Annotated in this window: 23 protein-coding genes; 6 read left to right on the top strand and 17 right to left on the bottom strand. The window is 57.2% G+C overall.

What is annotated here, in order from left to right; translation table 11 throughout:
• Positions 1-13 precede the first annotated feature (13 nt).
• The gene (locus OKX01_RS00870) at positions 14-1,174 is read left to right on the top strand and encodes a thiolase family protein (protein ID WP_264672295.1); all 1,161 of its coding nucleotides are present in this window, start codon (positions 14-16) and stop codon (positions 1,172-1,174) included.
• Entirely contained in the window at positions 1,171-1,476 is a 306-nt protein-coding gene (locus tag OKX01_RS00865) for a Zn-ribbon domain-containing OB-fold protein (RefSeq protein WP_264672294.1), read from the top strand. Before OKX01_RS00870 ends, OKX01_RS00865 begins: the two co-directional genes overlap by 4 nt.
• Before the next feature lie 1,258 nt (positions 1,477-2,734).
• Here the strand turns inward: OKX01_RS00865 and OKX01_RS00860 are convergent.
• The 3 genes from OKX01_RS00860 to dctP all read right to left on the bottom strand — a co-directional run bounded on the left by OKX01_RS00860 (position 2,735) and on the right by dctP (position 5,690).
• Complete coding sequence (locus OKX01_RS00860) at positions 2,735-4,045, bottom strand: TRAP transporter large permease (RefSeq protein ID WP_230019483.1); 1,311 nt, start codon at positions 4,043-4,045, stop codon at positions 2,735-2,737.
• Between the two features lie 14 nt (positions 4,046-4,059).
• Complete coding sequence (locus OKX01_RS00855) at positions 4,060-4,584, bottom strand: TRAP transporter small permease (protein WP_094195286.1); 525 nt, start codon at positions 4,582-4,584, stop codon at positions 4,060-4,062.
• A gap of 131 nt (positions 4,585-4,715) precedes the next feature.
• Entirely contained in the window at positions 4,716-5,690 is a 975-nt protein-coding gene (gene dctP, locus OKX01_RS00850) for a TRAP transporter substrate-binding protein DctP (protein ID WP_094195285.1), read from the bottom strand.
• Positions 5,691-5,895: 205 nt separating this feature from the next.
• Between dctP and OKX01_RS00845 the strand changes: the two genes are divergently transcribed.
• The gene (locus tag OKX01_RS00845) at positions 5,896-6,576 is read left to right on the top strand and encodes an HAD family hydrolase (RefSeq protein WP_094195284.1); all 681 of its coding nucleotides are present in this window, start codon (positions 5,896-5,898) and stop codon (positions 6,574-6,576) included.
• Positions 6,577-6,772: 196 nt separating this feature from the next.
• On the opposite strand, the gene OKX01_RS00840 is transcribed toward OKX01_RS00845, so the two are convergent.
• From OKX01_RS00840 to thpR, 12 genes are all read right to left on the bottom strand, one after another.
• Complete coding sequence (locus OKX01_RS00840) at positions 6,773-7,114, bottom strand: hypothetical protein (protein ID WP_094195283.1); 342 nt, start codon at positions 7,112-7,114, stop codon at positions 6,773-6,775.
• Between the two features lie 4 nt (positions 7,115-7,118).
• The gene (locus OKX01_RS00835; RefSeq protein ID WP_264672293.1) at positions 7,119-7,754 is read right to left on the bottom strand and encodes an ABC-type transport auxiliary lipoprotein family protein; all 636 of its coding nucleotides are present in this window, start codon (positions 7,752-7,754) and stop codon (positions 7,119-7,121) included.
• Positions 7,751-8,668 (bottom strand): MlaD family protein, encoded by a 918-nt coding sequence (locus OKX01_RS00830; RefSeq protein ID WP_094195281.1) that lies wholly within the window; start codon positions 8,666-8,668, stop codon positions 7,751-7,753. Before OKX01_RS00830 ends, OKX01_RS00835 begins: the two co-directional genes overlap by 4 nt.
• Positions 8,668-9,465 carry an ABC transporter ATP-binding protein gene (locus OKX01_RS00825; RefSeq protein ID WP_094195280.1) on the bottom strand — a complete coding sequence of 266 codons (798 nt, stop codon included), beginning with the start codon at positions 9,463-9,465 and terminating at the stop codon, positions 8,668-8,670. Before OKX01_RS00825 ends, OKX01_RS00830 begins: the two co-directional genes overlap by 1 nt.
• On the bottom strand, positions 9,459-10,595 hold the full coding sequence (locus tag OKX01_RS00820) for an ABC transporter permease (RefSeq protein WP_094195279.1): 1,137 nt from the start codon (positions 10,593-10,595) through the stop codon (positions 9,459-9,461). The genes OKX01_RS00825 and OKX01_RS00820 overlap by 7 nt, the downstream gene beginning before the upstream one ends.
• Positions 10,596-10,659: 64 nt before the next feature.
• The gene (locus OKX01_RS00815) at positions 10,660-11,484 is read right to left on the bottom strand and encodes a peptidylglycine monooxygenase (RefSeq protein WP_094195278.1); all 825 of its coding nucleotides are present in this window, start codon (positions 11,482-11,484) and stop codon (positions 10,660-10,662) included.
• A gap of 12 nt (positions 11,485-11,496) precedes the next feature.
• A complete protein-coding gene (locus OKX01_RS00810) occupies positions 11,497-12,792 on the bottom strand; it encodes a TRAP transporter large permease (RefSeq protein WP_108727087.1) in 1,296 nt (431 codons plus the stop codon).
• Positions 12,785-13,276, bottom strand: a complete 492-nt coding sequence (locus OKX01_RS00805) for a TRAP transporter small permease (protein ID WP_094195276.1) — start codon at positions 13,274-13,276, stop codon at positions 12,785-12,787. Before OKX01_RS00805 ends, OKX01_RS00810 begins: the two co-directional genes overlap by 8 nt.
• Before the next feature lie 15 nt (positions 13,277-13,291).
• On the bottom strand, positions 13,292-14,260 hold the full coding sequence (locus OKX01_RS00800; RefSeq protein WP_108727086.1) for a TRAP transporter substrate-binding protein: 969 nt from the start codon (positions 14,258-14,260) through the stop codon (positions 13,292-13,294).
• Positions 14,261-14,297: 37 nt separating this feature from the next.
• Positions 14,298-14,972 carry a DUF4286 family protein gene (locus OKX01_RS00795; protein WP_264672292.1) on the bottom strand — a complete coding sequence of 225 codons (675 nt, stop codon included), beginning with the start codon at positions 14,970-14,972 and terminating at the stop codon, positions 14,298-14,300.
• A 195-nt stretch (positions 14,973-15,167) separates the two neighbouring features.
• Positions 15,168-16,106, bottom strand: a complete 939-nt coding sequence (locus tag OKX01_RS00790) for a LysR family transcriptional regulator (protein ID WP_230019486.1) — start codon at positions 16,104-16,106, stop codon at positions 15,168-15,170.
• Positions 16,103-16,702: an RNA 2',3'-cyclic phosphodiesterase gene (thpR, locus tag OKX01_RS00785; protein WP_094198228.1), complete on the bottom strand. Its 600-nt coding sequence runs from the start codon at positions 16,700-16,702 to the stop codon at positions 16,103-16,105. The genes OKX01_RS00790 and thpR overlap by 4 nt, the downstream gene beginning before the upstream one ends.
• 311 nt (positions 16,703-17,013) lie before the next feature.
• On the opposite strand from thpR, the gene OKX01_RS00780 reads away from it, so the two are divergent.
• The 3 genes from OKX01_RS00780 (at position 17,014) to OKX01_RS00770 (ending at position 18,391) form a co-directional block, all read left to right on the top strand.
• On the top strand, positions 17,014-17,190 hold the full coding sequence (locus tag OKX01_RS00780) for a hypothetical protein (RefSeq protein WP_159063886.1): 177 nt from the start codon (positions 17,014-17,016) through the stop codon (positions 17,188-17,190).
• 275 nt (positions 17,191-17,465) lie between these two features.
• The gene (locus OKX01_RS00775; RefSeq protein WP_264672291.1) at positions 17,466-17,714 is read left to right on the top strand and encodes a GlsB/YeaQ/YmgE family stress response membrane protein; all 249 of its coding nucleotides are present in this window, start codon (positions 17,466-17,468) and stop codon (positions 17,712-17,714) included.
• A gap of 233 nt (positions 17,715-17,947) precedes the next feature.
• Positions 17,948-18,391 carry a DUF488 domain-containing protein gene (locus tag OKX01_RS00770; RefSeq protein ID WP_264672290.1) on the top strand — a complete coding sequence of 148 codons (444 nt, stop codon included), beginning with the start codon at positions 17,948-17,950 and terminating at the stop codon, positions 18,389-18,391.
• Positions 18,392-18,402: 11 nt separating this feature from the next.
• Here OKX01_RS00770 and OKX01_RS00765 read toward each other — a convergent pair whose 3' ends face one another.
• Both OKX01_RS00765 and OKX01_RS00760 read right to left on the bottom strand, forming a co-directional pair.
• On the bottom strand, positions 18,403-19,851 hold the full coding sequence (locus tag OKX01_RS00765) for a DUF3482 domain-containing protein (RefSeq protein ID WP_121737685.1): 1,449 nt from the start codon (positions 19,849-19,851) through the stop codon (positions 18,403-18,405).
• A complete protein-coding gene (locus OKX01_RS00760; RefSeq protein WP_264672289.1) occupies positions 19,848-21,254 on the bottom strand; it encodes a DUF2868 domain-containing protein in 1,407 nt (468 codons plus the stop codon). Before OKX01_RS00760 ends, OKX01_RS00765 begins: the two co-directional genes overlap by 4 nt.
• Positions 21,255-21,256: the final 2 nt, after the last annotated feature.

Raw genomic sequence — 21,256 nt, 5'->3', positions numbered from 1 at the left:
ACTGGAATTCGATATGACGCCTAGTTTTAATCTGGAGACGGTGCGCCTGCTGGGCTCGACCGAGGTCACCTATACCCGGCGTGGTCAGCTTGGCACCTCCGAGCTGCTGGCCCAGGCTTTCAAGCAGTCTCTTGCCGCAGCAGGTTTGAAGGCCAGCGATATTGATGGTCTGGGAGTAGCCTCATTCACCCATGCCCCGGATCGGGCTATTGATCTGGCCTGGAAGCTGGGTTTGACGGTGGGCTGGATAATGGATGACAGCAATGGCGGGGCCAGCGGGCTGAATATTTTGCAGCACGCGATTCGCGCGGTTCAGGCAGGGGATGCCCGCTGTATTGCGATTGTGGCCGGCGATCATTTTCAGGCCAAGGACTTCCAGCAACTGGTCGAGAACTATAACCAGACAACTTACGATCATTTACGGCCGTTAGGCGCAGGCAGTCCGAATCATCGCTTTGCCATGCTAACCGCCAATCAAATGCGCAAGCTGGGTTTGGAACGGGCGGATTATGCCGCCTTGGTGATGCGCCAGCGCTTGTGGGCCAGCATGAATCCTGCCGCGGTGTATCGCAGCCCCATGAGTCTGGATGAATACTTGAATGCGCCTCAAGTGGCCGATCCTTTGACGCGGCTCGATTGTGTGCCGGTGGTAGATGGGGCCAATGCCTTGATTGTGATGCGCGCGGATCATCCGGCGGCGCACAATCAGCCAGCAATTACGGTGAAAGCGTTACGCAGTGCTCACAATATTGATGATCAGCAGGGCGATGGTTTGAGCACGGGTTTGGCGACTTTGGCTCCGGCTTTATGGGCGGAATCGGGATTGAGTCCGGCGCAGATGGATGTCGTCAGTATTTATGACGATTACCCGGTCATGGTCCTGGCGCAGTTGCAGGATTTGGGGTTTTTTCAGGCGGATGACGCAAAGCAGTTTATTCACGAGTCGATTGCAACGGGGCGCCTGCCTTTGAATACGTCTGGCGGGCAGTTGTCGGCCGGGCAGGCCGGGGCGGCATGCAGCTTGCATGGTTTGGTGGAGGTAATGCGTCAGTTAAGCGCTCAGGCTGGGGAGCGTCAGGTGGCGCAGGCCCGTTATGGTTTGGTCACGGGCTACGGCATGGTGGAGTATCGCTATGGCATGTGTTCGACAGCTCTTGTTTTGGAGGCCTTGTGATGGGTCCTTCTGTGTTTCGTTGTGTGCAGTGTGATCATCGGGTATTCCCAGAGCGGTTCTTGTGTCCGACGTGTCATGGGGATGAGTTTGAGGCTGAGGAGTGCTCGTCTGGGGTGGTGACGGAACTGACTCGTAGTGCCTCTTCTGATGAAGGGGCTGAGAGGTATATGCTGGCAACGGTTGCCAGCGATGCGGGGCCGATGTTGATTGCTCGTGTGCTGGATGAAACCGTGCAGCGGGGAGATAAGGTCGCTTTGGTTTTGCGGGATGGCGGGATTTATGCTGAGCCTGGGCGCAAATAAAAGTCTTTTTTCTTGCGAGTTTGGTTTTTAATGCTTGGCTAGCTGGGAATTAGGCTCTTGCACTCTGCTTTTGCACACAAAAATGATGGCTCAGAACTCAGGGTCAACAACTGACCGGCAATCATAGGCCCGAACACAAAATTTCCGACACTCTCGTCCAAAGGTCAGGATCATCAACTGCCCGGAGATAAAGAGGGTGACTATAAAACGCTGATCGAGGGGCGGTGCCGGTGTCGGGGCTGGCAACTTGCCGGCGCTGCGCGCCGATGCCCTGGTCAGATAATCGCTACGGGCGCACCTTGAACTCGTTCGGTGATTGGTCCGCCGGACCAATCACAAGCGTCGGACTCGAACAGCAAGGTGCTTGCATCCCTACGCAATGATCTGCCTGCGGCAAGTCACCTGATCCGCCCCCACACCGGCACCGCCCCTCGATCAGCTCACAGCATCTTTTATCGGACGATTGTTGGTTGAGTTTTCCAGGGTCACAGTTTGCGTCTCGAACGAGATATTTGCTATCCAGCACTGGCGGTCTAACTGACTTTTTTGAAAAATCAGGATGACAACTCTCGGCGATCTTATGCGTCTGCCTTGTTCAACTGGGTCGTACGACAAACGGGTTCAAAACGGGCGCACGGCTTGCCTTGGCTCTCAGCACTATCTTGGTTTAGCACGGCCCAAACCCATGAAGCCAGCCCACGCCCCCCCCCAAAAGTCTGCAAGAAGCTGAAAGGCGGCTTGGCAATGAAATCCGGCTCCCACATCAGTCGCTTTTAAGCAGGCAGAGATACGGCCAGAACGGATCTATGCTATCGCGCACAAAAAAACCCACGCTGCGTCTTTGGCTTGCTGCCCCCCAAGGGGGTGCTTTTCGTCTTGGGGCGGCCCGGCGGCGACAAAACAAGCCCCCTCGCCGCGCCTTTGGCTTGCTGCCCCCCGAGGGGGTGCTTTTCGTCTTGGGGCGGCCCGGCGACAAAACAAGCCCCCTCGCCGCGCCTTTGGCTTGCTGCCCCCCGAGGGGGGTGCCTTTTGTCTTGGGGCGGCCCGGCGACAAAACAAGCCCCCTCGCCGCGCCTTTCGCTTGCTGCCCCCCAAGGGGGTGCTTTTTGTCTTGGGGCGGCCCGGCGACAAAAAAACCTGAGTTCGGCGTTTGCCGAACTCAGGTTTTTCGTTTTTGCCCGGAAAGCCTGTTCGAGACTCCGGCTTTCTGTGTGGGGCAACATCGCTGTTGCCCCTCTTTTCAGCGGACTGTTCGGTCTTAGCCGATCAGGCCTGGCAGACCCACGGCAATCCAGGGGACAAACAGGACCAGGGCCAGGATGCCGATTTCTATGACCAGGAAGGGCACGGCGGCACTGTAGATCTGGGGCAAGCGGATGGATGGAGGGGCCACGCTTTGCATCACTATCAGCAACAGGCCAAAGGGTGGCGTCAGCAAGCCGATTTCCAGTGCGATCAGAATCATCACGCCCAGCCAGACGGTATCCACGCCAGCAGCCAGAGCCAGAGGCATGAAAAACGGCAAGGCAATCATCATCATGGAGATTTGATCCAACACCATGCCCATGACTATCAGCACCAGCAACATGCACACCACCAGCACGAAGGGCGACAGGTTGTAGTCTTTGATCATGCCCAAAAAGCCTGCGCTGGCTCCAGAGAAGCTGAGCAATTGAGCAAACGTGGTTGATGCAGCCAGAATGAACAGAATCACAACCGAGACTTTGGCGGTTTCGATCAGGCTTTTCCACAGGGCTTTCAGGGTCAGAGCGCGGTAGGCAATGGTTGCCAGCACCGAGGCCACGACACCAATCGCAGCCGACTCGGTGGGCGATGCCCAACCAACCAGCATCGAGCCGACGACCGCAACAAAAATACCCAACAATGGCAAGACGTTAAACACAAAGGGCTTCCACAAGACCCAACCTTTCAGGCGAATGGCCGGATCTTCGTCGCTCATGGGGGCATCCTGTGGGCGCAGGCGGCTACGTACCACGACGTAGGCCAGGAAGCCGGCTGCCATCAAGATGCCCGGCAAGATACCGCCGATCAACAGTCGTTCGATGGAGATACCAGCCAGACTCCCCAGCATGACGGCCAGAGCCGAAGGAGGGATCAGCATGGCAATACCGCCTACCGCCATGATGGGGCCCATGGCCATGGTGGGGTGATAACCGCGACGCAGCATTTCTGGCAGCATCACGCCGCCCATCATGGCCGTGTTGGCAATGGACGAGCCCGACAACGTCGCAAAGGTTGTCCCCCCCAGGATACTGACGATAGACAGTTTGCCCGGCACGCGCGAGATCATGCGCTCGATGGAGTCAATGGCCTTGAAGGCCAGCCCGGTGTGAAACAACACCTCGCCCATCAAGACGAATAAAGGAATGGGGGTTAAGGAAAAGCTGCCAATGGAGGCGGTGGTGTTGCGCGCCCATTGTGCCAAACCTGCCGCTTCACCCAGAAACAGCCAAGCCCCCAACAGGTTGACGGACAGAAAGGCAAAAACGACGGGTGTGCCGATCGCCATCAAGACAAAGAGCGATCCTAGCAACAGGATCAATGCCATGTGCCATTCCATGTTCAGGCTCCTTGCTCAACGGGACGGGAAATCAGGCGGCGCAGAAACTCCAGCGCCAACATGGATGCACCAAACAACAAAGGCAGATTCAGCCACCATTCTGGAAAGACCAGGGCTTTAAAGACCAGGGCCCCTTGCTCGTACGAGTCCAGGGCAACGACCGCGCATTGCCAGGCCAAAATGCCACAGACGGTCAGCCCCAACAGGTTAGAGAGCAGGTCCAGGCCACGCTGCATGGGCAGGGGCAAGTTGTTAAACAGCACATCGATACGAATATGGCCGCCCAGGTACAGCACCCACGGTGCTGCCACGAAGGTGGCAATGATCAACATGTATTCGGTTATTTCCACGCTGGTGGACAGCGCGTCGTAGCCCAGGTTGCGCAGCACCACATCCGCGCACACCAGCAGGCTCATCAGCCCAAAGGTCAGGGCCGCGACGGCGCCACAAGTATTCATTAACAGGGCGTACGGACGCCCCCAGGTCGGGTTGGAAGGCAAGCCTTCCGAGGCAGTGGCAGCAGACATCGCGTCTTCTCCGCAGATCAAGGTCACTGAAAGGGCGGACATCTAGCCACCCATATGGCACCATCAAAAAGTGGACACTGTCCCCCAAGGGCACAATGTCCACTCTCAAACTAAATCATCAATAAACTGGCTTAAGGCTGATAGCCACCAAACAATTCACGCAATTGCGCCGCATATTTGGGACTGGATTTGTCGATACCGGCCCAGCCTGCTTCGTAGGCTTTGGTGCGCAAGGCACGAGCGGCCTCAGGTTCCAGTACCAGCGCTTGCACACCGGCTTGTTCGGTCGCCGCTTTTTCTTCGATTGCCATCTGGTGTTCAGTCACGTTCTGCGACTCCATCCACTCGATCTGCTTGCGCATGAAGGCTTTCTGGTCTTCGTCCAGTTTTTCCCAGCTCTTTTGGTTCATGAAAAAACCCACTTCCACGTTGTAGAAGCCTGGCTCTACACGGTATTTGGTCTTTTCATGCCAGCCCATTTCCATCACGCCCACAGAAGGCCAGCCATAGCCGTCCACGACACCACGCTCCAGCGCGGTGTAGACCTCGCCCGGTGGAATCTGCAGCGGGGTTGCGCCAATTTCGCGAAAGAAGGACAGGTACACCGGCACACCGCGCAGCTTGAAGCCCGACAGGTCAGCCGAGGTCACGGGCTTGTTGGTGTAGATGTGGTATTGCAAACCGTCCGTCGTACGAGCCAGCCAAGTGATGTTGGCTTTCTCGCGGTGAATCTTGTCCATCAGCTCGTAGCCGCCGTTCTGGCGCAGCTCGCTCATGGGTTTTTCTGTCAGCGTCAAGGCCAGTGCCTCTGGCACCAGATTGGCATGAAAGACGGCGGTGGTATTGGCGAAATCAATCACGCCAGAACGCAGCGCATTGCCGACCTCGAAAGGCGGAATGGCCTCTGGGCCGCCAATGACATTGATCTGCACCAACCCCTTGCCTTCTGCGTTGACCTTGTCAACGAACTGCTTGAAGCGCTTGGTAAAGAAGGTGTCCATCGTAAAGACAGATACCGCTTTCAGCGTAACTTCCGCTGCCTGAGCGCCAGCCATTCCCAATGCCAGCAAGGCTGCTGCCACTACTCGAGTTGTTTTATGCACCATGACGGAAGTTCCGCAGAAATGTGTGTAATGAAATTTTAGTTTAGATATAAATATATCAATAATCAATTATTTATGAGTCGGGGTTTTCACTAAGCCCCCTAAGGGCTTCATAGGGTGCGCCCCCTCATTGCACCTCAATCCTGTGGGTGGGCAGCCTGCGGTATCATCACAAACTTGACGTTTTATTGCTTAATAGGGATGACTCATGACATTTTCCGCTGTGCTGTTTGATTGTGACGGTGTGCTGGTGGACAGCGAACCCATCACGGTTCGCGTGCTGCGGGACATGCTGCAAGAAGAAGGCTGGGTCATGACCTACGAGCAATGCTATGACTGGTTCATTGGCAAAGCGCTGCCCGACGAACTACCCACCGTGCGCAAGATGACCGGTAAAGATCTGGATATGGAATGGGTAATGGCCTTTCGCATGCGCCGCAACCATGCACTGAGCAATGAAGTCATGGCCATTCCCGGTATTCAGGACACGCTGGACGCGATCTTGCGCGACAAGCCCGGCATGATTGCCTGCGCGTCCGGCGCCGACCGCGGCAAGCTGGCACTGCAACTGGGCCAGACTGGTCTGCTGGATTACTTTGGCACCCATATCTATAGCGGTGCTGAGACGCCCCGCAACAAACCCTACCCGGATGTCTATCTGGCCGCCGCGCATGGCTTGGGTGTCGACCCCAAGGAATGTCTGGTTGTGGAAGACAGCGTCACGGGCGCAACGGCTGGCTTGGCTGCCGGGGCCACCGTCTTGGGCTATTGCCCGGTCCCCGACAAGCAAGAGGACTTGCGCCGTCTTGGTGTGCGTGACACCTTCCGCCGCATGGATGAATTACCCACGTTGATCGCCAAGCTGGAGCAGGAACGCGTACAAGGCTGATTCATAGCCAGACAATAGAAAAGGCGCTGTGTTTTGAGCAGTTTCTTCAAAAGAGGGAGATCCAACCTTTTGGAACTGCTTAAAACACAGCGCCTTATTTGCCGCCAGACCGCCTTAAGACTCGGTGCTGCCAATAAAAAGCCCCCTCGGACGGCAGCAAACCGAAAGGCGTAGTATGGGGCCTTTTTTCTGTTGCTTAGTCTTCCAGATGGAAGGTGTGCAAAATTCGATGCAGCACCGGCGCAATAATCAGCCCGAACGCTGCGGCCAACACCAGGCTGACATACGCCCCATAAATGGCAAAAAACACTTTGCCAGCCCATGTTTCAGGCAAGGCCATCGGCCCCAACCCACCGACCATCATGGCCGCATTCAAGGCCGCATCGTGCCAATGTACGTTCTCTTCAAACCACATATGGCCCAATGCCCCCAGCATCAGGGAAAAGACCACAAACACGATGCCGATCGAGGCATGCGCCAACAGGCGCTTGGCAAACTGCCAACGCGAAATCAAGGGCTGATCACGTGACTCGTACATGTCATTAAAGCGTATTGGCCTGAACAGTTAAAGAAGCTAACCATTGGCTAACTTGCAAGGACAAGGTATCGGTAGCCTGCCCAAATGCTTCAACCACCTGTGGCACGGCCGTGCCGTCAACTTCTTGTTGAGCGACAAAGCGGCGGGTCTGAATCAACTGGCCCGAGCGCTGATCACGCACTAAAGCATCAAACTGAATCCGTACCCGTGGAACGCCCTGGATATACTCCACCTGAAAGGCGCCCAGCGTCCCGCCAAGCTCCACATCAGCAATGACGGATTCGCTATCCAGCACCACCGCCCGAAATTGAGCCGCATCACGTAAACCATCGGCCAGACGGTTACGCAACAGGGCGGGGGCATCGTCACCCCAACGTACGCCTTTATACGCGCTGAGCTCATTACCTTGAGGCAGCACCGTGATGCGCGAACTGGCCAGCAGGCGCTCGGCGTGAGGCCGGTTCACCTGAATGATTAAACTTCTATGCGAAGCAGGTGCGGACTGCGCCTTCAAGGCCGTTGCCGGAAGCTGATAATACGTCAGGGACTCCGCCTGAGGCAGAACAGAACAAGCGGCAGACAGGGCAGCCAGACCCACTAGCGACACCTGTAAAAAACGACGCACAACAGTGGGCATCATGGTGTGAACTCCTGTAATTTGTCGCGACCCAAAAGATAGCCGGCCGGATTATCTTCCAGACGGGAGGTGACGGCGCGGAAACCGGCCAGCACCTGACGCAATTCTCGCAATGCCGGTTCGATCTCGGTCAAACCCTGAGCGCCCCGGCCAATGGCTGCCGAATTCTGCTGCAGCAGCGTGTTCAAGCTTTGCGTGGCACGGCTGAAATCTTCCATGGATTTCTGGATGGCATTCATGGCCTGCGTACCCTGACGGTCTACCAGACCTTGTGTAGAAGACAGCAAGGTGGTGGCTTGCTGGCTGGCCTGGGACAGCTCCTTCACCAAGGCTGGCACGCCTTCGCTGGCGGTCGAGAGCTGGCCCATCAAGACTTCCAGTTTTTGCAGACTGGCCGACAGGGATTGGGAGTTCTCGGACGACAGGAACGTATTGGCGTTATCGAGCAACTTGGAAATTTGCGTCATCAGCTCCTCGCCACCTGCCATCAATTGGGCCAGCGGGGACGGCGAGGCCACAATCATGGGCAGGCCATCGTCGGGCGCTTCCAGCAAGGGGCTGTTCGGTGTGCCGCCGCTAAGCTCGATCACGGACTGGCCGGTGATACCAGCCAGTGCCAGGCGAGCTTGCGTGTCTTCATGAATCGGGATGGAAGCCTGAATCGCCACTTGCGCTCGCACACGCTGCAAGTCATTCGGGTCCAGGCGCAGCAAGCGCACTTCACCGACACGCAAGCCGTTGTATTGCACGGCGCTGCCACGAGACAGACCACGCACACCTTCCAGAAAGACAATATCGTAATCACGGGTCTCGGCATCTTGCCCCGACTTGGCCAGCCAAAGCGAGAACAGGACAGCGGCCGCCGCCACTACCAAGGTAAAGACCCCGATCAATACATGATGGGCACGCGGTTCCATTAATTATGCTCCTGACGACGGTTTTGGGCCTGTTGGGCGGCCCGTCCCCGTGGACCGTGGAAGTACTCCCGGATCCAGTCGTTATCAACTTGCTCTACGCGGGCCAGTGTGTCGTTGACCAGCACGCGCTTTTGCGCCAGCACGGCCACCCGATCACAAATGGTGTAGAGCGTATCCAGATCGTGTGTCACCAAAAACACGGTCAATCCCAGCGCATCGCGCAAGGTCAAAATAAGCTGGTCAAAATCCCCCGCACCCACCGGGTCCAGCCCGGCAGTGGGTTCATCCAGAAACAGGATTTCCGGATCCAGCGCCAGCGCACGTGCCAGGGCAGCACGCTTGATCATGCCACCGGACAATTCTGCTGGGTATTTGGTAGCCGCATTGGCCGGTAAACCTGCCAAGGCCATTTTCATGGCGGCAATATGTTCAGCGGCAGCACGAGACAGGCCAATATGCTCGATCAGAGGCATGGCAATGTTCTCCACCACCGTCAGCGAGGAGAACAACGCGCCTTGCTGGAACAGCACGCCCAAACGGCGTTCCAGCCGCGAACGATCCTCGGGCGACAGGGTGCCGATTTCCTGATCAAAAATGCGTACCGTGCCGCCGGTGGGTGGGCGCAGTCCCAGAATGGAGCGCAGCAGCACGGACTTGCCTGTGCCGGAACCACCCACCACGCCAACAATCTCGCCGGGATACACATCCATATCCAGATGCTCATGCACGACATGATCGCCAAAGCGATTGTCCAGATCACGTACTTGAATAATGGGACGAGCGGCTGCCTCTACCATCCCATCTCCATGAAGAACAACGCGGCCAGCGCATCAATCAAGATCACGATGAAGATGGACTGCACCACGGCTGAAGTCGTGTGCTCCCCCACGGACTGGGCGCTGCCGGTCACTTTAAAGCCTTCCTGGCAACCGATCACAGCAATCAAAAAGGCAAAAATCGGAGCCTTGGCCATGCCCAGCACAAAGTGCCGCAAATCAATATCCTGATTGAAGATATTGATGAACATGGTGGGCGAGATATCCAGAATCAGGGCGCAGACCAAGCCGCCGCCGAAGATCCCGGCCACCATGCCCACAAAGGTCAAGATAGGCATAGCCAATAGCATGGCCAATACGCGCGGAATGACCAGAATCAGCATGGGATTCAAGCCCTGAGCGCGTAAAGCATCAATTTCTTCGTTCGCTTTCATGGAGCCGATCTGCGCGGTAAAGGCACTGGCGGTGCGGCCTGCCATCAAGATGGCCGTCAACAGCACCGCAAACTCACGCAAAAAGGAAAAACCAACCAGATTTACGGTGTAAATGGTGGCGCCAAAATCCGCCAGCACCGTCGCTCCCAGAAATGCGATCACCGCCCCCACCAGGAACGTCAGCAAGGCCACAATAGGTACGGCGTTAAAGGCGGTCTCTTCCAACTGCGCCACAATCGAGGTGACGCGCCACTGGCTGGGCCGCAGCATATTCAGGATCAGCGTTTCCAGCGTCAGGCCAATAAAACCCAAAAGCTCACGCATATTGCGCGTGATGTGGATCATGGACAGGCCCACGCGCTCGAGCAGATCCGTCATCCCCCAACGCGCCGCAGCCACGTGCTCCTCATCCATGCGGCTCATTGCCTTGGCAACGGTTTGCAATAATTGATGGCGCTCTTTGGACAAGCCTTGAGCACTGTCCAAGGCCGTTTGCACACGCTCGGCACCCAGCCATTCGCACAGGACTTGAGCACCTGTTGTGTCCAGGGACTTCAATTGGCTGAAATCCAAAGACCAACGGCCCTGCTTGTCACTTATCGAGCGCAAACTACTTTGCAGCGCTTCATAGTGACGCAAGGACCAATCGCCTAGCAATTGCAACTGACCAGGGGAGTCTGTACGAACATACAGAGGCACGGACGTATTCATGCGCATAGTCTAATGGATTTGCTCTGACAGCTTCCATAGCGCCGACTACTTTTTCATGCTTTGTGGACAATTAAGCGGGCTGTAAGCAAGTCAAACAATCCGGCAACATTTCCGCTATATAAATACGCCCGTCCAAGCCGACGGACAGCCCGTGTCCGTAGACACCTTGCACCCGGCAACGTCCTACTAATGTGCCCGAATCCGGGTCGAACAAAGACAAGCTGGCCGTTTGATCGCTAACCAACACCGAACCGTCAGTTTGCACAGCCACCGCCATGGGTTTGTGCAGGGGGCGCAATTCACCCAGATAACGGCCTTGGACATCCAGATGCTGGACACGGTTGTTTTCGCGGTCGGCTACCCAGATCGAACCATCAGCAGCACACGCGAGCATATGAGGCGTGCTGAACTGCAAAGGGCCTGGGCCAGGCGCCCCCAACGCAGCCAGCCATTGGCGCTGCGGATCAAAGCGATGCACCACGGTATTGCCGTAGCCATCACTTACCCACAAGCCGCCATCACCACATTCAACGGCGTGCGTGGGATGGTTGAACGGCTCTTGCCAACAGGGCTGTCCAGGCGTGCCCAAACGCCATTGCTCATGGCCTTGGGGGCCCAAAGCCAGGACCTGATGTCCATCCAGATCCGTCACCAGTACCCCGCCTTGCGGACGGGCACTGATATGGTGCGGGCACAGCATGTCATCCAAAGACCAGCGCGCTGACACTTGACCATCCGGTGCCAGTACCAAGACACAGGCCGGACGACGCAGCAAGGCAGCGATACGCCCGTCTGTCAGCACCGCCACACTGGTGATGCCGCTGATATCAGCCTGAGTCCAGGCGCGCTCTACTTTGTAGCGTTGCGAACCCAAGATCACATAAGCAAGTGCCATCTTCCGCCTCCCTTACATGGCGTTAGGCAAGACCAGGACAATTTGCGGGAATATCGTCACCAGGACGGTCGCCAGAACCAGCAGCAGAAAAAACGGGAGCGCCATGCGTACCAGCTCGAACAGATTGCGCCCGGTAATGCTCTGGATCACAAACAAGTTAAAACCAATAGGCGGTGTAATCTGGGCCATTTCCACGGTCAGGATCAGATAAACACCGAACCAGATGGGATCAATACCGGCGGCAATCACCGCAGGCAGCAAGACCGAAGTGGTCAGCACCACAATGGAAATACCATCCAGAAAGGCGCCCAAAATCACAAAGAACACCGTCAATACGGCAATCAGGGCGTATTGGTTCAGGCCCAAAGAGCCAATCCAGGCCGCCAGATTTGCAGGCAGGCCAGTAAAGCTCATGGCACTGGTCAAATAAGCGGCGCCGATCAGAATGAAGGAAATCATGCACGAGGTGCGCGCCGCACCCAGCAAACTGGCGGTAAAGGTTTTCCAGCTCAGGGAACGACCAAAAGCGGCAATCACCAAAGAACCAATGACACCCAGCACAGCCGCTTCAGTCGCCGTGGCAATGCCCCCGTAAATCGACCCGATCACCGCAATGATCAGCAAAACGACCGGCAACAGCAAGCGCAAGCGTCGTACCTTCTCGCTCAGGCTTAGTTGCTCGGTTGCCGAGGGCACACGATCCGGATGGCGGATAGACCAAAAAGCGATGTAGGCCGAAAACAGACACATCAGCAAAAGGCCTGGCAGCACACCCGCCACAAACAGTCGAATGATGGAAACTTGTGCGGCCACCGCATACACAATCATCACAATGGAAGGTGGAATCAGCAGGCCCAAGGTCCCGGCACCGGCCAGCGAACCGATACTGATCCTGTCGTCATAGCCACGCGCCTTCAGTTCAGGCAAGGAAATACGGCCTATCGTGGCCGCCGTAGCCGCCGACGAACCGCTGACCGCCGCAAAAATACCGCAACCCAAGGTGTTGACGTGTAACAGACGGCCCGGCAAACGCTGTACCCACGGCCCCAGTCCACTGAACATGTCTTCGGCCAGGCGGGTGCGATACAGAATCTCCCCCATCCAGATAAACAGGGGCAAGGCCGTCAAGGCCCAACTGGCCGAGGAGTCCCACGCCTTGGTCGCGAAAATAATGCCTGCAGGCGCATCGGCATACAGAAAAATAGACAAGATACCGCAAGCGATCAGAACCAGCGCCACCCACACGCCACTGGCCAGCAAGGCAAGCAGAACAACAAACAGCACAATTGCCTGAGATAAATCAGCCATGCTCAGTCGCCTCCAATTCTTGACCTTGAACCACGCGCAGCAAGCGCCGCAACAACATCAAGGTCAGCAAGCCCAGACCAATGGGCATCCCCAATTGGGGAATCCACAGCGGCACTGCCACCATGCCTTGCGCCACTTCCTTGTAGATAAAGGACTCATAGACAAAGTGGGCCGTCTCCCAGGTACACCAGGCAGCCAGCACAAGCCCGATCAGCGTTGCCACTAGTTCATAAGGGCGTCGCAAACGCTCCGGGATCACCTGCAGCAACAAGGACACCCGGATATGGTCGCCATGCAACATGGCGTAGGGCAGCGCCAGAAAAATCGACGCTGCCATAAACCAGCCAGCAAAATCATCCGACGCGGGGATTTGCGTAGAGAACAGGCGCGCCACGATCTGCGCCGTCACCACCACCCCGATCAAACATAGAAAGAGTGCGGCCAGTGCGCCGCATACTCTGGCCATACGCTCGAGCACAATCATGGACGCACTCCTTGTTTAGGGCTGACGGTAGGTATCAAGCAGCTTCTGACCGTCGGCACCGGCTTTCTTCAACCACTCTTCGGTCATGGTCTGGCCGATCGCCCGCATCTCGCCGGCCAGCTTTTCGCTTAACTGGCCTACCACCATGCCCTTATCGGCCATGGTCTGGGTCAGTTTGGACGTTTGCTCGCGCGACATGGCCCAACCGCGTTGTTCGGCGCGTTCACCCGCTTCCAGAACCGCTTTCTGAACATTCTCGGGCAGACGCTGAAAGGCACGCTTGTTAATGATCACAAAGCTTTGTGGAATAAACACCTGGGCATCGTAGTAGTACTTCACATAGTCCCAGGCCTGCGAGTCCACACCCGTGGCGGGCGAGGTCAGCATGGCATCGATAATGCCGGTGGAAAAAGCCTGAGGGACTTCGGGCGTTTGCACAGTGGTCGGCACGGCCCCCATCAAGGAGACCAAACGGCTGGTTGCCGGGCTATAAGCACGGAAACGCACTCCTTCCAGGTCAGACAGTTGTTCCACGGGGTTTTTGGTGTAAATCCCCTGCGGTGGCCAAGGCGAGCCATACACCAGAATGATGCCTTGCTTGTCCAGGCGCTCTGCCAGGAAGGGACGTGTGGCTTTCCAGAGCTTTTCTGACTCATCGAACGACGAAGCCAGCAAGGGCACGCTATCGACTTCAAACAGGGGATCTTCATTACCGATGGCCGCCACCAGCATTTCACCAGCCTGCACCACGCCTTGCTGGACGCCACGCTTGACCTCGGGGCGCTTGAGCAGCACCGAGTTCGACTGCACATTGATATTCAATTCGCCATTAGTCGCCGCTTTGATATCCGCCGCGAACTCGCGCGCATTTTGCGTCAGGAAATTGCTATCGGGCTGCTCGGTACTCATGTTCCAGTTGGTCGCGGCCTGAGCAGTGCCTGCCAACGCAAAGACGCAGGCAATGGAAAGTAGTTTTTTAATCATGATGTCGCTTCTCCCAAGAATTGAGGTGATGACCGCCTTATGAGCGGCCCGCATTCAGATCCCGTGACTGCAGATCCCACAGCAAAGAAAACTCGGATACATCGTTTGTTGCCACCTCTAAATCCTGCTGCAAGCGGGCAGCCAGGATACGAGCGGCGTCAAGGGTGGTCAGATCAACCACCAGGTAAGGGTCCAGGCTGCGCTGTTGCACATCCTCGGACGGTAAAGGGGTAGAGAGCTCCGGATCAGGTGTCAGTACGCGCAAGGCCAGCAGGCCATCAGTCTGTTCCAGATAGGCGGCACATTGACGTGCCAACGCTTGTCGCTGAGCCGCTTCTGGCAGACGTACCAGCAACACAACAGCACCTGTGCCAGCACCACCGAGCAACGACACCGCCATTACGCGGCGCTGGGTATTGCTCATACGGGCAAAATTGGTATTAGACCAGTCCGTTTGCTGCTCAAAGGCTTTTTTATATTCCGCCGTCCCAAAAACACGCAAGGACTGCGTGCGATACAAAGCCAGATACTTGCGCCCGGCACCATGGCGCACATAACGACGCGACCATTGAAAACCCGGTATGGCCGCGCGTTCAGCCATGTGCTCGCGCTCATACCATTGATTGAAATCCTGCTCATGCTCAGGGGCGATATCCGTCCAGATAAACAGTTCCCCCGGTGCATCACGATCAGTACGAAAAGTAGCAGACACGAAAGCCTCCCCAAAAAGGTTATTGCACACTCTTTGTGGGAGTGTCCAACGGCTTCTAAGCAGAGTCCAAATGTTTTATTTCCACCTGGGTCGATAGAAAAAAGCGATCAGACAAAGCGAATGGCGCAGTATCTAGATTATCAAGCAAGGTGACAATCCGTACACAGGCACAGTCAAGGGGAAAACCCTCAAAGGCTAAATGGCAAAGACACGCGTGTCTGGCGGGGGTAAAGCCAGTCCAGGATGCTCGGCCGCAAAATGATGCATGCGCTCCAGCGCCACGCCAATCACTGCCTGGGCGGTCTGCGTTAAAGGGTCAGGCCGCCAACTGGCGACCAGGCGCAAGTCGGGCAAGGCATGCTCACACACAATCTCCTGATACAGCCCACTGTCCAACTGACGGCTGACTGCCGCCAAGGGCAAAGTCGCAATGCAAGGTTGAGCTTCAATCAATTGCGTGCTGGCGGCAATCGAAGAGACATAGTGAATCCGTGCCTGATCCACCGGCAAGGGTTCGAGCAATTGCACCAAGGCCAGATGCGGCTGGGAGCCACGGGGAAACGTCACCAAAGGCCAACGCTGCACCAGTTCCTGCAAGCCGCTACGTACCGGCATGGATTCATCAGCCATGCACACCCAGCCCATACGCATGGAGCCCATCGGCAGGTTGCGTATGCCATCCCCCATGATGGGGTCGGTCTGCAAGGCCACATCAATGGTGCCGCGCTTGAGCAAGTCATGCAGGCGCAAGGTGGATTCGGCGGTCAGCTCTATTTCCAGTTCGGGGTAGAGGGCATGCAACTGACGAATCAAATCCTTGAACCAGGTATGCACAATGGATTCGACCACACCCAGGCGCATACGGCCGCTTAAACGGCTGGAGCCTGCCAGGGCCTCGCGCAAATCGTGCTCCATACCCAGCATCTGCTCGGCATACTGCATCAGCTTGCGTCCTGCCGGGGTCAGGCGCAGATCACGATGACCGCGCTCAAACAGGGTTTTCTGAAACTCGCTTTCCAGGGCCGCAATCCGCCCTGAAACAGCCGCTTGCGTCAAATGCTGCTTGTTCGCGGCTGCACGAAAACTGCCCAAGCGAGCGATCCAGATAAAGGTTTCCAAAAAGCGGATATTCATGCACCTGTCCTTTCGGGCTTGATCATGGCAGCCAGATGATACTGACTGCGCTGTTCACCAGGAACAGAGACAATCAAGCCCACACCATCCCCCACAAAAGCCTGCGTAGGCAAAGCATGGCCATGCGGCTGACCAGCAGCAATCTGAGCATGGCGCAGCAAGGAGACATGCGGACGAAAAAGACGTGGTTGCCGGGTCCAGCCCAAGGCAATCAGTTTGGCCCAAATCTCTTCGTGCCACTGCTGCAAGGCCGTCAATGCCTGGCTTTGCGACGCGTCCGGCCCAGCCCACACCACTCGCGGTTTCTCAAACACATCACGCATTGTCAGGTCCATCTTGATCTGCGGCACCGGCCATTGCGCCATCTGTGTCGCCAAGGTCTGCAGATCAGACACGCGGCTGCCATCCAGAAATGCCAGTGTTAAGTGAAAGTGATCGGGCTGCATCATGCGCCCGCCGTAAATCGCATGCGCCTGCAGCGCCTGTTCGGCCAGCCAGGCACGGGTTTGTACGTCCGGCCACCAACCGATAAATGCGCGCAAAACGTGATCGGCATCAAGCGACTGCAGGTCCAGCGTAGGCAAGGGAATCGTCATCAGCAAACCCTCAAACAAGACGGATCGAGAAAAAGGGCGTTTAGCCTAAGCCCTGCAAAGACGACGCGCCAGATCATAAACAATATCCAAGGCCGGCAATTGCGTGCGACCTGACAAACGTACCGTGTTCGCAAACGGCCACAAAGTGCCGCAGCTTGCGAAAGCCCATGCTTGTCCCCTTGCTGACGCTTGAACCGGCTTATGCACAGACCGCATCAACTTGATGATTTTTTGACGTTTGAGCCGCGCATTGTACCTGCATAGAATATGCTCGACCGCTTGGAAAGCCTATAAAAACACCGGAGACAACCATGGCTGTTTCCCCGACACAGCCGGGTACGCGCCACCACGTTTTAACAACCACCGGCTTGCTGTCGCTGGCAGGCAGGCCCCCTTCTTTAGAGCGCCAAGCCTTCGCAACAACCTCCCCCGACCGGGGTATGGCCCGAGACATCATCATGGCCAATACGCAGACCCTGTCGGGCTAGATTGCCAAACGCAAAGCCCCCTGTCACTGCCCTACGCATATGAGCAGGCCACGCAGTGAGTACAAAAACGCAAACCCGCCTTACTGGATTAAGCCGAGCCAGATGCAGGCAACGATCACCCGACATAACGAAGTGGATTACAAGCCCTTCATTTACAAAACCTGACGTTTTTCTCTGTTTCCAAAACGCAAAACGATAGACGCCTAAAAACTCCATACCTAATATAAGCGGAGCGGTCCGAACCCCAGACCGACACACAGCACAGGAGTAGCACGATGGGTATTATCTCCATGATTATTGTGGGCTTTATCGTAGGTTTGCTGGCACGAGCCATCATGCCCGGCGACCAAAAAATGGGATGGATAATGACGACCATCCTGGGTATTGTCGGTGCCTTTGTGGCAGGTTATCTGGGACAAACCATGGGCTGGTACGTGCCAGGGCAAGGCGCAGGCTGGATCGGCTCCATCGTGGGTGCCATCATCGTCCTCTTTGTCTACGGACTGGTCAGCAAAAAAGCGTAAAACGCCGTATAAATACAAAACCGCAGCCTTGCAGCTAATGTGATTGGCAATCCGCAGCATCCCCACGGCCACACACTACTGGAAGGCTGCCATACCGCAGTCTGCCAGGCTGCATAAGGCGCGATTCACTGATACCTGTAGCTATCGCGACCCTGACTCACAGAAAAAACAGACGCTGTGTCATTGACCGCCAGCGCCTGAATACACAAAGCCTGACGCTCCCGGAGCCAGTCATGCCCTACACGATCACCTTAAGTCGCATTTACGACGCCATCCATGAGCCTGCCGGCAAAGCGGCCCGTGTACTCACAGACCGCCTCTGGCCACGCGGTCTGAGCAAAGACGAGTTGGGCGACATCCAGTGGCTGCACGAGGCCAGCCCGGCAAGCGAATTGCGCAAAAATTTTCATAGCGGCGCCATCTCCCCCGAGCAATTCCAGCACCGCTATCAAGAACAACTAGAGCACGACCCCGACGCCTTGTTTCCCCTGATGAAACTGGCCCGCCAAGGCGAGCTGCAATTGCTAACCGCCACCCACGACCCGCAAACCTCCTATCTGACGGTGCTGAAACAGGCTGTGATCGAGGCTTTGGCCAAAGAGGATCGCCTACACGACGGCACTGAACCCAGTTCGCCGGTTTGTTACGCACACGTAGTGAAAGAAGACAAGCAATAAGCCGTGACTGGCTATCCCTGCGGCCGCCCGACAGTATTAGCGCCAGGCGCATTGCGCGCCCCCAGCAGACGCTGCACCAACCCCTGCACACACGCCTCGCGCCGTGAGTCCGGCGCATAGTCCGCTCGCAAAGTCGACCAGGCCGGATGAATCCGTGCCTGTGCCAGCTCCTCCGGCAGACCTTGTGCTCGCCAGACATTCAACTCCCGCTGCAAGGCCTGATCGAAATTCTCGGCATCAATCTCGCCCAGGCGAATCGGCGTCTGTGCGGCATGACCGCGTCGCTCCAAAGCCGCCATCAAGCTTAGCTGCCGCACCGCCAGCAAACGCAAGACGGCATCATCCACGCTAAGCTCAGTTTCGCCCCGCAACTTGCCCATCAAACGCTGGCCCCATTTGTCCGCGCCTTGCCACAAACCACCTGCCAAGGCGCCCAGAACCGTCCCGGTTCCTAAGCTCAGACCGCCCGTCATCACATCCAGCGTCGCGCCGGCCATGGCACCGGCAGCCACACCCTTGCCCAACTGCACGCCAAACTCCTTCAAGGCCTGGGGATCAAACAAGTCCATGCCCCAACGACCACCGTCAAAATGCAGCAGATCCGCCACCACATCCTGACGGCCAAAGCTGTAGCGCTTGAGCAAAGCCTGCACACTCTTGGCCTCGCGCGCCAAGACCGGCTCCTTTAACTGCTGCGCGGCCAGTTCCATGGCCTCCTTGTCCGAGGGTGTACTGACCCGCCAGGCCGCCACATCCACCAGCAATTCTGCCAGCAGCCGCATCGCGTCTCGACGCCGCAATACCGCCTGCTGCGCCAAATCCACTTTCAACTGCTGCAACACTCCGGCCTGCGTCTCCAGCAGAACGGCAAGCTTGTCGTACAGTAAAGCCTCGCCATCCAAAGCCGGTGCCACCGTATCGAACTCCGCCAAGGCATGCAGCCCCAGACGTGCCAACGCACTGCGCCATTCCTGTACCCGCGCCTGCGGACTACGCACAAAATTGAGCACAGGCAGCAAAGGCCGCCCGCTATAGGCCAACAAAGTCAGCTCGTCCTTATGCTTGCTCAAGACAGGATCGCGCGCATCCACCACATACAAACCCGCATCGCAAGATTGCAACTTGCGCAGTACACGGGCTTCCTGCTCGAAACGGCCCTGTGCCGCCGGGGACTCCAGAAAACGACGTATCCGTTCCGGTCCATCAATACGTTCACCGGGCTGGCTGAGCTGATCCATAAAGTCCAGCAAGGCCATGCTGTCTTCCAGGCCGGGGGTGTCGAACAGCTCCACCAGGGCCTCGCCGTCCACCGTCAGTCTGGCTCCTTCCACATGCCGTGTAGTGCCAGGGCTATTGCTGACCTGCCCAAACTCCGTATCCCGCGTCAGGGTACGCAGCAAAGAGGTTTTACCCGTATTGGTGTGACCCACCACCGCCAGCGTCAAAGCCGCAGCACTCATGATGGCTCCTTCGTAGACAAGTCTGGCCATTGATCGTGAATCTGCCCAGGCGCAAAGCCTGCCGCCACCAAGCGCTCATGCCAACTGCGACGGCGCGTCTGGTCCGGGTCGGCCAAGGCGTCGTTCAGCAACACCACATCGGATTGCTGGGCCAACTGTGCCCATTCAACCAGCGTTGCCACCACACCACGGTCCGGCGTCTGGGCGGCATCACATACCATCAACAAATGGCGAGGACTGGCCGACTGCAAGCGCCCCAGAATATCCAGGCGCTCAGCGCGCGAATCCACCCGGCCCAAGTCCTGCATCTGTGTCTGCACGAAAGCAGGCGGCCAGCTATGTTCTGGCGGCAACTCCAGCCCCACCACGCACAGCGCATTAGCGGTCAAAGGCGTGCTGGGCTGGCTTTGAATGCGAGCCACCCTGTCGGGCGATGCCAATTCATCCACGCCCGTCGGTTCGCTGGCTGGCATCAAGCGCGGACGCAACTCTGCCAGGCCCGGCAGGCTGTCATCCAGACTCAAACGAGCCGTATGTTTACGCCATTGCCACAGGCTCCAGGCCAAGGCCAGCACACGAGGCAGCAAACCGTAGGTGACCACCGCGCCCAACAGCCAACTGGACCACAGGGCCTTAGCCTGGGCATCCAGCACTTGCAGGCCATCGCTGCTACGTATGGTGAAGGTATCGGGCTGGGCAAAGCCCAATAAGGACGGCAGGGCACCCAGGCCTTCAACCAGCCAGACAAAGCTATCTGGCGTCAAAAGCGTGGTTTCCCAATTGAAGTGATAGCGGCGCGAAGCCAGCAATAACAGCAGGGTGCTCAAGGCTGACAAAAAGGCCAGCACCCACAAGCTATGGCTGATCAGACCCGCTAGCCAGGACTGGCTACCTCGGCGTGCCAGTACGGCGGCAAAAGCCTGGGGTACCAGACTGGCATCGCCTTTGACGAAGCGGCGACTTAGCCACCACCAGGCATCACTGGCCCAACTGCCCGTGCCAGCGCTTTTGCCGGACCAGAACAAGCTGAACAGCCAGAAAATAAAGGTCAGCGCGTGCAAACCCAGCAAAGCCCCCAAGGCCGTCAATACATTCACGGCTCGACTGCCATCGCCCAGTGCTCCTGCAGCGGTCCCGGCGCCTGCCAACAAAGCCAGCACCGCCATGGCGATCAGCAGGAGGCGGGCCATACGCCACCAACGCGTCCAGGCTTGTTCCAGCCCATCGCGCCGCGCCAGAGCCAAAGCGCGTGCCGATACACGTTGAGCAAATGAACCACCCGCCGCCCGCGCACGGCGCGATTCAGACAGGTCCTCAATAGGGCCCCACAGGGTTTCGCGCAAACGTATGGCTTCCACCAGAGTTTGCTGCTGCCAGGAGCCGACGGATTCAGACGGTTTCATGG

Origin of the sequence: Alcaligenes sp. SMD-FA (assembly GCF_025960365.1) — a bacterium.
Lineage (GTDB): Bacteria > Pseudomonadota > Gammaproteobacteria > Burkholderiales > Burkholderiaceae_B > Alcaligenes > Alcaligenes aquatilis.
Note: the sequence above shows the minus strand (reverse complement) of the source record. Positions and strands in the feature narration are given on the sequence as shown.